Here is a 12,022-nt window from a genome sequence, read left to right as displayed (position 1 = left end):
TAGCTTTTTCGCGGCCCCGGCTGCAGGCAAAAGCGCCCGCGAGGCCGTAGCGCCGTCCATACGCGGCGATTGGAAGACGCATTTGCTAGCGCACGGGCGCCCGCGGGCCGATGTTTTCCAGCGATTTCAGCAGCGCCTTGCGCCGGAAGAACAGAGAAATGAAGCCGCCGCCGCACTGGCGCCACATGATCGCGCAGCGCACCGCAGCCATCAGCTGGGTGCGGGCACGGGCCTGGATCGCTTCGTTCTGAAGATAGCTCGGATGCCCGTGCAGCATGATGCGCGGTTTGGCCGGGCTGATGCTGTCGCGGTAGGCATCGTCGAGAATGACGGGTACTTCGGCCGGCTCGGCCAGACGTGCGCGATCGATCGCGCCGCGCAGGCGCTTGAGCGCGGCGTCGTCCTTGATCAACGCGCCGGACAGGCGCAGCAATTGACCGATATAGCGCGCGATGAGCGCCGATTTCTGGTCCGGTTTCTCGCCGGCGAGCTGGCGTTTGAGATAGGCGATACCGTCGCCCACGCTGGGCAGATCGCCATAGACGTCGATGACGCTGTTGGGATCGGTGCAAAAGATTGCATGCTTGGCGATCTCCAGACGCTGGGGCGTGTCGCGCCCGTCGGCGGCGAGTTCGTGCGCATACAGTGCGAACTGGGCAACGCCGGCCAGGGACAGGGCCTGGTCGCGAAGGCTGTGCGTGGATTGGTCGCTCATGCGCTGACAGGAATCTCGAGTTCGGAGTGGCCGGCTGACACGATCTCGGCGCTGCCGAGGCAATGGTCACCCGCATAGAAAACCGCATACTGGCCGGGTGCGATCGCCCGCGGCGGCCGATCGAACTGCACGTGAAGGCCGCCGTTCGGCCCCGCTTCGATACGGCAGTCGATCGCCCGTTGACGATAGCGTACCTGAGCCGCACAACGACGCGGCAACTGCGGCGTATCGATCAGCCAGTGCGGCGGGGCGGTCGTAAGCGCCGTTTGTGCCAGTTCGGGATGGTCGTGATCCTGGGTCACCCAGAGCGTGTCCGTATTCAGATCCTTTGCAGCGACATACCAGGGCGCCTGGGAGGCACCTTGAACACCGCCGAGGCCAAGCCCGCGCCGCTGGCCGATGGTGTAGTAGATGAGCCCGCCGTGCTCGCCGACGGTCTGGCCATCGAGCGGCCCGCCGGATACGCGCACCGGCCCGGCTCGCCCGGACAGGTACTGACGCAGAAAGCCCTCGAAATCCCGCTCGCCGATAAAACACACGCCGGTGCTGTCGGGTTTGTCGTGGATGGGCAGGCCCGCCTTGCGGGCGATGGCGCGCACGTCGGTCTTGTAGGTATCGCCCAGCGGGAACAGCGTGCGTTCAAGCGCGGCCATGGGTACGGCGGCCAGAAAATACGACTGATCCTTGCCCGGGTCCGCGCCGCGCAGCAGTCGGGTGCCGTCAACGTCGTGGACCAGTCGCGCGTAGTGGCCGGTCGCGATCGCGTCCGCGCCCAGGCGTTCGGCGTGATGCAGGAAGGCATCGAACTTGATCTCGCGGTTGCAGAGCACGTCCGGATTGGGCGTGCGTCCGGCCGCGTAGCTGTCGAGAAAGTAGCGGAATACCCGGGCCTTGTACTCTCGCGAAAAGTCGGCGCGGTGCAGCGGAATATCCAGCACCTCGCATACCGCCGCCGCGTCGTCGTAGTCGTCGGCGGCCTGGCAGCGTCCGGCTTCGTCCTCGCTCCAGTTGAACATGAACAGGCCTTCGACCTGGTAGCCGGCCTCGACCAGGCGCAGCGCGGTCACGGATGAATCCACCCCGCCGGACAGACCGACGATCACCCGCGTGTCCTGCGGGGCGCGCTGCCAGAATGCTTCGGCCATGTCAGCGGCCCCTGATATGACGCACGCGTTCGAGCGCGATCGGCTCGAAGGCGTTGAAGTCGGCGATCGCCTGAAGCACCAGCGGGCTGCGCAGATCATTGCGTGCCTGCAGCTGCTCGGCGCTCAGCCAATGGGCTGCGATGATGCCGTCGTCCAGTGCCTGGCCGGCGACGTGGCCCTCGACTTCACCACAGAAGGCAAAGCGCAGGGTGGTGCGACCATCTTCGTGTGGCCAGTGATACATGCCCACCAGGCCGGTGGGCGTGAAACGCCAGGCGCTTTCCTCGAAGGTTTCCCGAATCACGGCTTGCTGCAGCGTTTCGCCAGGCTCTACATGGCCGGCGGGCTGGTTGATTACGCGGCGGCCATGGGCGAATTCCTCGACCACGAGATAGCGGTGATCGACACATACCACCGCGGCCACGGTGAGTTCGGCGTGGACCAAAACAGCCTCCGCGTACTTGACGCTGTGCAAACGGTGGATTCTAGCAAACGGGCTTTTCACGTGGCCAAGCGGTTTTGGGGTGGGTATGATGCCGCCATCGTTTGATCACGACCTTTTCTATGTCGCGTTTGGGGATGATTTTTCCCGGGCAAGGGGCCCAGTCGGTCGGAATGCTGTCAGCGCTGGCCGAGCGCTATCCCGTCGTTGCCGAAACCTATGCCGAAGCCGGCGAGGCGCTCGGTTATGACATGGCCGATCTCATACAGAACGGCCCGGCCGAAAAACTCGATCAGACCGAGTTCACCCAGCCCGCCCTCGTGACCGCCGGCGTGGCGGTCTGGCGAGTCTGGCAACAGCGCAACGGCCGTATGCCGGAATTTCTCGCCGGGCACAGCCTGGGCGAATACACCGCGCTGGTGGCGGCCGAGGCACTCGACTTCGGCGACGCGCTGCGTTTGACGCAGATGCGCGGCAAGGCAATGCAGAATGCGGTGGCGCCGGACGAGGGCGCGATGGCCGCGGTCATTGGCCTGGACGACGACGCCGTTCGCGAGGCCTGTGCGGCCGCCGAACAGGCCCATGCCGAAGACGCACTGGTGGTATCACCCGCCAACTTCAATGCGCCGCTCCAGGTGGTCATTGCCGGACACGCCGAGGCGGTCACCACCGCCGGGCGCCTGGCCAAGGAGAAGGGCGCGAAGCTGGTCAAGCCGCTTGCCGTGAGTGTGCCCTCGCATTGCGCGCTCATGCAGCCGGCGGCCGAACGGCTGCAGTCTCATCTGCTCGAGATTCCGCTGCGCCAGCCCAAACTGACGGTGCTGCACAACGTCGACGCGCAGCCGCGCGAGGACGTGGACGGCATCCGCAAGGCACTGGTTCGCCAGCTTGCGCAGTCGGTGCTCTGGGCCGACACGATCCGCGCCATGCGCGCGGCCAACTGTCAGTTGTTTCTGGAATGCGGGCCGGGCAAGGTGCTCACCGGCCTGAACAAGCGTATCGATAAAAGCGCGACCTCGCTGGCACTGTCGGATGCCGACAGCCTGCGTGAAGCGCTGAATACAACCGAAGAAGAATAGTCAGCGCGATAAAGGCGCGAGTGGGAGAGTCATGACCAACGCCAATCTCGATGGCCGGATCGCTCTGGTAACCGGGGCATCCCGCGGTATCGGCGCGGCTATTGCCGATCGCCTGGCTGCCGACGGTGCCGTCGTCGTGGGAACCGCCACGACCGATGACGGTGCCCAGCGTATCGAAGCCCGTCTGGGCGCCGCGGCGACGCCGGGCGCTGGACGCCGGCTCGATGTGACCGACGACGCCGACGTGACGGCGCTGCTCAAGGAAGTCACCCAGACATTCGGCGCGCCCACGATCGTGGTGAACAACGCGGCGATCACGCGCGATACGTTGCTGATGCGCATGAAGGAATCCGACTGGCAGGGCGTGATCGACGCCGATCTTTCGGGCGTATTCCGGGTCACCAAGGCCGCCCTGCGGGGCATGATGAAGGCGCGCAGTGGGCGTATCGTCAACGTCGCATCGGTCGTCGGCCTGATGGGCAACGCCGGGCAGACGAACTACAGCGCCGCCAAGGCCGGTCTGCTGGGTTTCACCCGCTCGCTTGCGCGCGAGGTCGGTTCGCGTCAGATTACGGTCAACGCCATCGCACCCGGCTTCATCGAAACGGACATGACCCGCGAACTCGACGACAAAACGCGTGAAGCGATGCTCACACAGATCCCGCTGCAGCGGCTGGGTCATGTGGATGACATCGCCGCGAGCGTCGCATTTCTGGTGTCCGACTCTGCAGCTTATATCACCGGCGAGACGCTCAGCGTCAACGGCGGTTTATACATGGGGGCTTGAGCAAGCACCGAGCGGTCTTGCGAAAATCTGGCGAGGCCCACCCTTTTTCCCTAGAATGGCGCGCGGTTCGCGAGGGCGAATGCACCGCGTGCTAGACGCGTAAACCATAGTCAATCAGGAGAGAATCCGATGAGTAGCGTGGAAGAACGAGTACAGAAGATCATTGCCGAACAGCTTTCGGTCAGCGAAGACCAGGTCACGTCGGAAGCGTCGTTCGTCGACGATCTGGGCGCAGACTCGTTGGATACGGTCGAGTTGGTCATGGCCCTCGAGGAAGAGTTCGAAATCGATATTCCGGACGAAGAAGCCGAGAAGATCGTCAACGTCAAGGATGCGGTCGACTACATCAAGTCGCACGCCGAAGGCTGAACGCATTCCACGTGCGCGACCGCGGGGCAGCACCCGGTCGGTCGTAGCGAATGAACCCGCCGCTTCACGCGGCGTCATGAGTAACTAGGGGGCTGCGTTGAGACAGCGTCGCGTAGTAGTCACCGGTCTGGGAATGATTTCCCCGGTCGGCCTGGATGTCGCCTCGAGCTGGGCCGCGATACTCGACGGTCGTAGCGGTATCTCGACCATCGACAGCTTCGATGTGTCGGACTATCCGACGCGTTTCGGCGGCCCGATCCGCGATTTCGATGTTGCCGAGTACATGTCGAAGAAAGAGGCCAAGCGCTACGATCCGTTCGTGCACTATGGCGTCGCAGCTTCGGTACAGGCATTCAACGACAGCGGGCTAGAGCTCAACGACGAATACAACGATCGCGTGGGCGTTGCCGTGGGTTCGGGTATCGGCGGCATCGGCACCATTCTCAAGACCTGTGTCGGCTTTCATGAAGCCGATTACAGCGCCAAGAAGGTGTCGCCGTTCTTCATTCCCAGCAGTATTGCGAACATGGCCGCCGGCCAGGTTTCGATTCAGCTGAACCTGCACGGGCCGAATATCGCGGCCGTGTCCGCCTGTACCACGGGCGTTCACAATATCGGCTTGGCCGCGCGCCTGATCGCCGCTGGTGATGCCGACGCGATGCTCGCGGGTGGCTGCGAGATGGCCGTCAACCCGATCGGGCTGGCGGGCTTCTGTGCGGCTCGGGCGTTGTCCAGCCGCAACGACGATCCGCAGGCGGCCAGCCGCCCCTGGGATACCGATCGAGACGGTTTCGTGCTGTCCGATGGTGCCGGCGTGCTCATGCTCGAAGAGTACGAACAGGCCAAGAAGCGCGGCGCGAATATCTATGGCGAGGTCGCGGGCTTTGGCATGAGCGGCGATGCCTACCACATTACGCAGCCCAGTGGCCGGGGCGCGCGTCAATGCATGGCCAACGCCCTCCACGACGCCGAGCTCAACCCGGACGAACTCCAGTACATTAACGCGCATGGTACTTCGACCACCGTGGGCGATGTCGCAGAGAGCCAGTCGATCGAGGCCGTGCTCGGCGATTCGGCAAAGAACGTGGCGGTGAGCTCCACCAAGTCCATGACCGGCCATATGCTCGGTGCGGCGGGCTCGGCGGAGGCCATCTTCACGCTGTTGGCGATTCGCGACCAGGTCGCGCCGCCGACCATCAATCTGGACAACCCCGCCGAGGGCTGCAACCTCGATTACGTGCCGCATGAGGCCCGTTCGATGCGCATCGACGCCGCGCTGTCGAATTCCTTCGGCTTTGGCGGCACCAATGGTTCGCTGATCTTCAAGCGCGTCGACTGAGACGCGCGTTCGCCCGCGGCTGTGCGCGAGTCAACCTCCGACGATCTGCATATCGTCGAAATACCCACGGGTAGAACACCGGATCTCGCTCGGGTGGCCGCGCTGGCACCCGAGCGCTACCCGTTTCTGCTGGAAAGCAGCGCGGGCGCGGCCGCGCAAAGCCGCTTCGATCTGCTGCTGGGGTTTCCGGGCGAAACGCTCACGGTCACTGCCGACGATTCGCAGACCGATTTTTTCGCGGCCCTGGATCAGGCGGCGGCGCAGCAGCAACGCAGCCGCATACCGGGGCTGCCGTTCGTGGGCGGCTGGTTTATCTATCTCGGCTATGAAATGGCCGGCCGGGTCGAGCCGAGCCTATCGCTTGCGAGCAGGCGCCACGACACATTACCCGATGCGCTCGCAGTACGCTGTCCGGCGGCGTTCGTGCACGACCGGCTAGAGCAAAAGCTATATCTCGTGGCCGAATCGACGCATGCCGATGCGCTGCGAATCATGCGCGCGGATCTCGAGCAGGGCATGCAATCAACGCTTTCGGCCCAGTCGCTGCCGGCATGGTGGCAGGAACAGCCGCCCTCGATCTACATGGACAACGTCGAGCGTGCCCGCGAACTGATCCATGCCGGCGACGTCTTCCAGGCGAACCTGTCGCGTGTCTGGCACGGACGCATGCAGCACGATGTCGCGCCGGCGCGGGTCTATGCGGCCCTGCGGGCGGCGAACCCGGCGCCGTTTTCCGGGCTTGTGCAGTGGGGAGAGGCCGCGCTGGTGTGTTCGTCGCCCGAGCGGCTGGTATCCATCGATCTGGGTATTGCCCAGACCCGGCCGATCGCGGGCACCCGCATGCGTAGCGCCGGCACCGACGCCGGCATGACCGCAGAACTTATTGGCCATCCAAAAGAGCGGGCCGAACACGTCATGCTCATCGATCTTGAGCGCAACGACCTGGGCCGCGTCTGTCGCCCCGGGACGGTCGCGGTCGACGAGCTGATGTGTATCGAATCCTATGCGCACGTGCACCATATCGTGTCGAATATTCGCGGCACGCTGGCGCCGGGGGTGGGCCCTGGCGCTACGCTGAAGGCGGTATTCCCTGGCGGCACGATCACCGGCTGCCCGAAGGTGCGGTGCATGGAGATCATCGCCGAGCTGGAGAATGAACCGCGCGGCGCCTACACCGGCAGTATCGGCTACCTGAGCCGCTGCGGCCGCCTGGATACCAATATCGTGATCCGCTCGCTCACCCAGCAGGGGCACGACCTCACATTGCGTACCGGCGCCGGTATCGTGGCCGATTCGATCGCCGACGAGGAGCTCGAAGAAACCCGTATCAAGGCGCGTGGCGTGCTGCGCAGCTTCGTCGACGCCGATGGCCATGCCTATGGATGAGCGGATTCGCGTCGACGGCCAGGCCAGCTCTGCGGTCCCGGTGGGCGATCGCGGCCTGGCCTATGGCGACGGCGTGTTCCGTACGGTCAGAATCGACTCCGGTCGCGCGCTGGGGTGGTGGGCACACTGGCAGCGCCTGCAGCACGATTGCGCGGCGCTGGGCCTCGGCACACCCGTCGAAGACGAGATTCTGGCCGATATGCAGGCTTTGTTCGGCGATGCGGAGGACGGCGTCTGCAAGATCATGGTCACCCGTGGCAGCGGCGGACGCGGCTATATGCCGCCGCAGCCGGCACAGGTGCGACGTATCGTGAGCGGGCATGAACTGCCCGCGCATGCGCGCGGCGAGCCGGCGCCGCTGGCGCTCGAGCGATCCTCGATCGAGCTGGCCATCCAGCCGCGTCTGGCGGGTATCAAGCATCTCAACCGGCTTGAGCAGGTGCTGGCACGTGAGGAATGTAGGGCGCGCGGCCAGGCCGATGCCTGGATGGCCGACGCCAACGGCTTCGTCATCGCCACCACCATGCGCAATCTTTTCTTTTCGAACGCCGACGGCGATTGGTACACCCCGCGGCTGACGCGGGCAGGTATCATCGGAGCCACACGACAGCGGCTCTGGTGTGCGCTCGAACAGGCCGGTATGCGGGTAAGCGAACGCGATATCCGCCCGCCGGACCTCGGCCGCTGCCGTGCCGGCATCGCCTGCAACAGCGTGGGCGGCGTGGTCGCAATATCGCATTTCGACGGTCGCGAGCTTGGCGAGAGCGAATCGGCGGCCGCATACGCGCGCGGCTTATTGAACGACATGGACACTCGCGCGAATGAACGCCGCGAGCGCAACGACAAGGCAGGTAGCAGTGATTAAACGCGTGGTATGGGCGGTGATCGGGCTGGGCGTGCTCGCCTGTGCCGCCCTGGCGATCGATACGGCCCGTTTTTTCAATTCCCCGCTGGAGAACAGCCAGGGCAAGCTGCTGACGGTCGATAGCGGCATGAGCTTCAACGCCATCGCCCGGCGGCTGGTGGCCGAAGACATCATCAGCCGTCCCCGCGACGCGAAGTATTTGTCGCTGTACGCCCGCTATCAGGGCGTGGCCGGCGACATCAAGGCCGGCGAGTATGTGGTTCCGGCCCGCCAGACCCCGGCCCATCTGCTGGAACTGCTGGTTTCGGGCAAGACGCGCCAATACCGCCTGACCCTGGTCGAAGGCTGGCGTTTTTCCGAATTCCGCAAGCTCATGGCCGACAACGATGCCCTCGACCACCAGCTGGCCGGCAAGAGCGATGCCGAGGTCATGGCCGCGATCGGCCATCCGGATGAAAACCCGGAAGGGCGCTTCATGCCCGACACCTATCTGTTCCCCCGCGGCATGACCGACATCGCCTTTCTCAAACGCGCCTATGAGGCAATGCAGCGTTATCTCGATACGCAATGGGAACAGCGTTCCGAGAATACCCCGGTCGAAACACCCTATGAGGCGCTGATTCTTGCCTCGATCATCGAAAAGGAAACCGCGGTACCAGCCGAGCGGGGGCGTATTGCTGGCGTGTTCGCACGGCGGCTGGAAAAGGGCATGCGCCTGCAGACCGACCCCACCGTGATCTACGGCATCGAAGACTACGACGGCAATATCCGACGTTCGGATCTGCGCCGGGATACCCCCTACAACACCTATACCCGGGCCGGGCTGCCGCCCACGCCGATCGCCATGCCCTCGCGGGCGGCAATCGAGGCCGCGCTCAATCCGGAGCCGGGGACGGCGCTTTATTTCGTCTCGCGGGGCGATGGCAGCCACGTGTTTTCCGACACGCTTGCCGAGCACAACCGCGCGGTCGACGAGTACCAGCGGGGCTCCTGAGCGTGGCGGCCGTGGATAACGGGGCACGCTTCATCGCCTTCGAAGGCGGGGAGGGCGCCGGGAAGAGCAGCCAGATCGCAGCAGTTGCTGCCATGCTCGAGGCGGCCGGTCATGAAGTGGTGTGCACGCGCGAGCCGGGCGGTACCGCCCTGGGCGAGGCGATACGCGGTGTGCTGATGGGCGAATATGAAACGCCCATGCCGCCGATGAGCGAACTGCTGCTGGTATTCGCCGCCCGTGCCGCCCACTTGAACGAAGTGATCGAGCCGGCGCTGGCGCGCGGGGCCTGGGTGCTTACCGACCGCTTCACCGATGCCAGCTATGCCTATCAGGGCGTCGCCCGAGGGCTGGGCAACGAAACGGTCGCCGCCCTGGAAACGCTCGTACAGGGCGAACGCCGCCCGGATCGTGTGCTGCTGTTCGATCTCCCGGTCGCCCAGGGGCTGGCCCGGGCCGGCAAGCGCGGCGAGGGCAACCGTTTCGATCGGGAAACGCTGGTGTTTCACGAAACCGTTCGCAACGCCTATCTGGCCCGCGCTCAGGCACAGCCCGAGCGCTATCGTGTGATCAACGCGGGCGAAACCATCGATGCCGTAAGCGAGCATATCGAGAAAGCGCTGGCCGATCTGATATGAGCGATACCCTGTCCGACGACGCCGCCAAGCCGTCCTGGCATGCCACGCCCTGGTCACGCATGGCCCAGGCGATCGCAACGGATCGCGTAGCCCATGGGTTGCTGGTCTGCGGCCCGCCAGGTATCGGCAAACGCCTGTTCGCCGAGCGTATCGTGGCTGCCTTGCTATGCCGCGACCGCGACGACAACGGCGATGCCTGCGGGCGTTGCGCGGCCTGTCGCCAGCGCCAGGCACAAACGCATCCGGATATCTCGCGGCTGGTGCCGGAAGAGGCGGGCAAGCTCATCAAGGTCGATCAGGTACGTGCGTTCTCGCAGCGTCTGCAGCTTACGCCCCAGTACGATAGCGGCCGAATCGGCTGGATCGACCCGGCCGAGGCGTTATCGCCCAGCGCGGCGAACAGTCTGCTCAAAACGCTGGAGGAGCCCCCGCCGGCCTGTCATATCGTTCTGGTCACCGACCGCGTCTCGGCATTGATGCCGACGGTACGCAGCCGCTGCCAGCTTTGGCGCCTCGCGCCACCCGAGCCGAACGAGGCAAGACAGTGGCTTGAAGAACGACAGATCGATTGCGAAGGCCTGGATGCCGACAGTCTGCGTACGCCCTTTGCCGTGGTTGATCGCCAGGCCCAGGACTACGCCGTCCTGATCGACGGCTGGGACGGTACGCTGTCAGACGTGATACGCAATCGTGAGGATCCGGCCGCGGCCGCCGAACGCCTGGCCAAGCAACCCGCCGATCTGTTGACCGACTGGCTCTATCGGCGGGCGAGCGGGCTGCTATCGCTTGCCCTCATGAAAGAGGGCCAATCGGCCGATAACCCGGAAGCACTGCCGGAGGGCCTGGCACGGGTCGCCACGCGCATGGACCCGCATGCTTTTCAGCCCTGGTGCGCCCAGGTGGCCGAGGCCGCGCGACTGGCGCGTAGCAATGCCGACTGGCAGCTGGTGATAGAGTCGTTGTTGCTGGACCTGAAAACCCGTCTCAAGCGCAAGCCGAGTAGATAGATGCCCGAACAGAATGTTGCCAGCCAGTCCGGAATCGTACGTTTGGACGTAGCCGACCGCGCAGAGCTTTGTGCGGCCTATATGCCTTTCGTGACCAACGGCGGACTGTTCGTCAAACAGCAGTATCTGACCCAGACCACCTACGATATGGGCGCGGACGTATTCTTGCTGATGCATCTGGTGGAGCAGAACGAACGTCTGCCCGTGGCCGGAAAGGTGGTATGGGTGACGCCGCGCAATACCGGCAGCCAGCGTCCGGCCGGGATCGGAGTTCAGTTTGCGGCCCAGGACGGCGGGGCCACCCAGCAACGCCTGGAAACGTTGCTGGCCGGCATGCTCGAAAACCGACGCACCAGCTATACGATGTAGCGCGCTGGGCGCTCGCTCGGCCGTTGCCCCGGAGCGTATCAGCCCGTGGCGGCCGCCGGTTCGTCCGCCGGCACGCGCGCTCTGAGCTGTTCGGCCAGCACGCTTTCGCTGGCGATGGCACGCCATACCATGTTGAACATGGCCGGGGCCTTCTCGGCGAGCGGGCGCTTGCGGCCACGCAGCAACCACATCGCGACCATGCGATTGGCCACGCCCCAGATGAAGTCGGAAATCTCGATTTCGTCGACTTCGTTGGTGAGCACGCCACGTTCGCGACCGTCGTTGATCACCCCGAGAAATACCGACATCAGCGCCGGCTGACGGAAGGTATCGTCATCACGCCAGGTACTCAGATAGACCGAGCTTAGGATGATCTGGGCGACCTTCGGGTTACGCTCGAAATAATCGAGCAAGACCCAGAACACCTTGCGCAATCGATCCTCGAAATTCTCGATCCCCTGCAGATGATCGATCATACGATTCGCCAGGTCGCCCAGCCAGGTATCGAGGCTCGCGAACAGCACCGCTTCCTTGCTGCCGTAGTATTTGTACAGCGTTTGCAGGCTGATTCTCGCCTCGCGTGCGATGTTGATCAGCTTGACGCGATGGAATTCACGCTCGGAAAAAAGCTCCAGCGCCGCGGCTTCGATGCGCGTACGCGTCGCCGGGTCCAGACGCGAAAGTGTGCGTTCACGCTCGCTGGTGGTTCTGGGGTATCGATCAATCACGGGTAACACTCATTACACGCCAAATTCTAGGCGACTTTAACAAGAGCCGTGTGCGCGCCCAAGTTTGTACAACTGATTGAAATAATTGCGGACAACTTGAAATGGCACGGGGTAATGCGAATATCGCCGCGTCTCGAGCGCTGGCAGGATAATGGAAATTAC

14 protein-coding genes are annotated in these 12,022 nt (G+C 64.2%); 10 read left to right on the top strand and 4 right to left on the bottom strand.

Translation table 11 applies throughout. The annotated features are described in order from the left end of the window. Positions 1 to 85 precede the first annotated feature (85 nt). Genes CMN27_RS07100 through CMN27_RS07090 form a run of 3 tightly spaced genes read right to left on the bottom strand, consistent with a single transcriptional unit; the run spans position 86 to position 2,305 of the window. The gene (locus CMN27_RS07100; protein ID WP_293625100.1) at positions 86 to 715 is read right to left on the bottom strand and encodes a DUF489 family protein; all 630 of its coding nucleotides are present in this window, start codon (positions 713 to 715) and stop codon (positions 86 to 88) included. Next, a complete protein-coding gene (gene mnmA, locus CMN27_RS07095) occupies positions 712 to 1,860 on the bottom strand; it encodes a tRNA 2-thiouridine(34) synthase MnmA (RefSeq protein WP_293625098.1) in 1,149 nt (382 codons plus the stop codon). Before mnmA ends, CMN27_RS07100 begins: the two co-directional genes overlap by 4 nt. Position 1,861: 1 nt before the next feature. Beyond that, positions 1,862 to 2,305, bottom strand: a complete 444-nt coding sequence (locus tag CMN27_RS07090; protein WP_293625096.1) for an NUDIX hydrolase — start codon at positions 2,303 to 2,305, stop codon at positions 1,862 to 1,864. 119 nt (positions 2,306 to 2,424) lie between these two features. Here CMN27_RS07090 and fabD point away from each other — a divergent pair, with 119 nt between their 5' ends. The 10 genes from fabD (at position 2,425) to CMN27_RS07040 (ending at position 11,132) form a co-directional block, all read left to right on the top strand. Beyond that, the gene (gene fabD, locus CMN27_RS07085; RefSeq protein WP_293625094.1) at positions 2,425 to 3,381 is read left to right on the top strand and encodes an ACP S-malonyltransferase; all 957 of its coding nucleotides are present in this window, start codon (positions 2,425 to 2,427) and stop codon (positions 3,379 to 3,381) included. Positions 3,382 to 3,412: 31 nt separating this feature from the next. After that, positions 3,413 to 4,168: a 3-oxoacyl-ACP reductase FabG gene (gene fabG, locus CMN27_RS07080; protein WP_293625092.1), complete on the top strand. Its 756-nt coding sequence runs from the start codon at positions 3,413 to 3,415 to the stop codon at positions 4,166 to 4,168. Between the two features lie 129 nt (positions 4,169 to 4,297). Continuing rightward, complete coding sequence (gene acpP, locus CMN27_RS07075; RefSeq protein ID WP_006912784.1) at positions 4,298 to 4,537, top strand: acyl carrier protein; 240 nt, start codon at positions 4,298 to 4,300, stop codon at positions 4,535 to 4,537. Between the two features lie 97 nt (positions 4,538 to 4,634). Further along, positions 4,635 to 5,876, top strand: coding sequence for a beta-ketoacyl-ACP synthase II (gene fabF / locus CMN27_RS07070; RefSeq protein ID WP_293625090.1), 1,242 nt, complete (start codon positions 4,635 to 4,637; stop codon positions 5,874 to 5,876). A gap of 21 nt (positions 5,877 to 5,897) precedes the next feature. Then, entirely contained in the window at positions 5,898 to 7,262 is a 1,365-nt protein-coding gene (locus CMN27_RS07065) for an aminodeoxychorismate synthase component I (RefSeq protein WP_293625088.1), read from the top strand. Further along, positions 7,255 to 8,127, top strand: coding sequence for an aminodeoxychorismate lyase (gene pabC / locus CMN27_RS07060; protein ID WP_293625086.1), 873 nt, complete (start codon positions 7,255 to 7,257; stop codon positions 8,125 to 8,127). Before CMN27_RS07065 ends, pabC begins: the two co-directional genes overlap by 8 nt. Continuing rightward, the gene (gene mltG / locus CMN27_RS07055) at positions 8,120 to 9,121 is read left to right on the top strand and encodes an endolytic transglycosylase MltG (protein ID WP_293625084.1); all 1,002 of its coding nucleotides are present in this window, start codon (positions 8,120 to 8,122) and stop codon (positions 9,119 to 9,121) included. Before pabC ends, mltG begins: the two co-directional genes overlap by 8 nt. 11 nt (positions 9,122 to 9,132) lie before the next feature. After that, entirely contained in the window at positions 9,133 to 9,756 is a 624-nt protein-coding gene (tmk, locus tag CMN27_RS07050) for a dTMP kinase (protein ID WP_293625083.1), read from the top strand. Then, entirely contained in the window at positions 9,753 to 10,763 is a 1,011-nt protein-coding gene (holB, locus tag CMN27_RS07045) for a DNA polymerase III subunit delta' (protein WP_293625082.1), read from the top strand. Before tmk ends, holB begins: the two co-directional genes overlap by 4 nt. Beyond that, entirely contained in the window at positions 10,764 to 11,132 is a 369-nt protein-coding gene (locus CMN27_RS07040) for a PilZ domain-containing protein (protein WP_293625081.1), read from the top strand. Positions 11,133 to 11,170: 38 nt separating this feature from the next. Here CMN27_RS07040 and CMN27_RS07035 read toward each other — a convergent pair whose 3' ends face one another. Beyond that, positions 11,171 to 11,860, bottom strand: coding sequence for a TetR/AcrR family transcriptional regulator (locus CMN27_RS07035; RefSeq protein WP_293625080.1), 690 nt, complete (start codon positions 11,858 to 11,860; stop codon positions 11,171 to 11,173). Between the last annotated feature and the right edge of the window lie 162 nt (positions 11,861 to 12,022).

It is taken from the genome of Salinisphaera sp. (assembly GCF_002729955.1).
Classification (GTDB): Bacteria; Pseudomonadota; Gammaproteobacteria; order Nevskiales; family Salinisphaeraceae; genus Salinisphaera.
Note: the sequence above shows the minus strand (reverse complement) of the source record. Positions and strands in the feature narration are given on the sequence as shown.

Coding starts and splice junctions, on each gene's coding strand:
- CMN27_RS07100 (WP_293625100.1), bottom strand. CDS start 715: ATGAGCGACCAATCCACGCACAGCCTTCGCGACCAGGCCCTGTCCCTG.
- pabC (WP_293625086.1), top strand. CDS start 7,255: ATGGATGAGCGGATTCGCGTCGACGGCCAGGCCAGCTCTGCGGTCCCG.
- mnmA (WP_293625098.1), bottom strand. CDS start 1,860: ATGGCCGAAGCATTCTGGCAGCGCGCCCCGCAGGACACGCGGGTGATC.
- fabD (WP_293625094.1), top strand. CDS start 2,425: ATGTCGCGTTTGGGGATGATTTTTCCCGGGCAAGGGGCCCAGTCGGTC.
- holB (WP_293625082.1), top strand. CDS start 9,753: ATGAGCGATACCCTGTCCGACGACGCCGCCAAGCCGTCCTGGCATGCC.
- CMN27_RS07040 (WP_293625081.1), top strand. CDS start 10,764: ATGCCCGAACAGAATGTTGCCAGCCAGTCCGGAATCGTACGTTTGGAC.
- fabG (WP_293625092.1), top strand. CDS start 3,413: ATGACCAACGCCAATCTCGATGGCCGGATCGCTCTGGTAACCGGGGCA.
- acpP (WP_006912784.1), top strand. CDS start 4,298: ATGAGTAGCGTGGAAGAACGAGTACAGAAGATCATTGCCGAACAGCTT.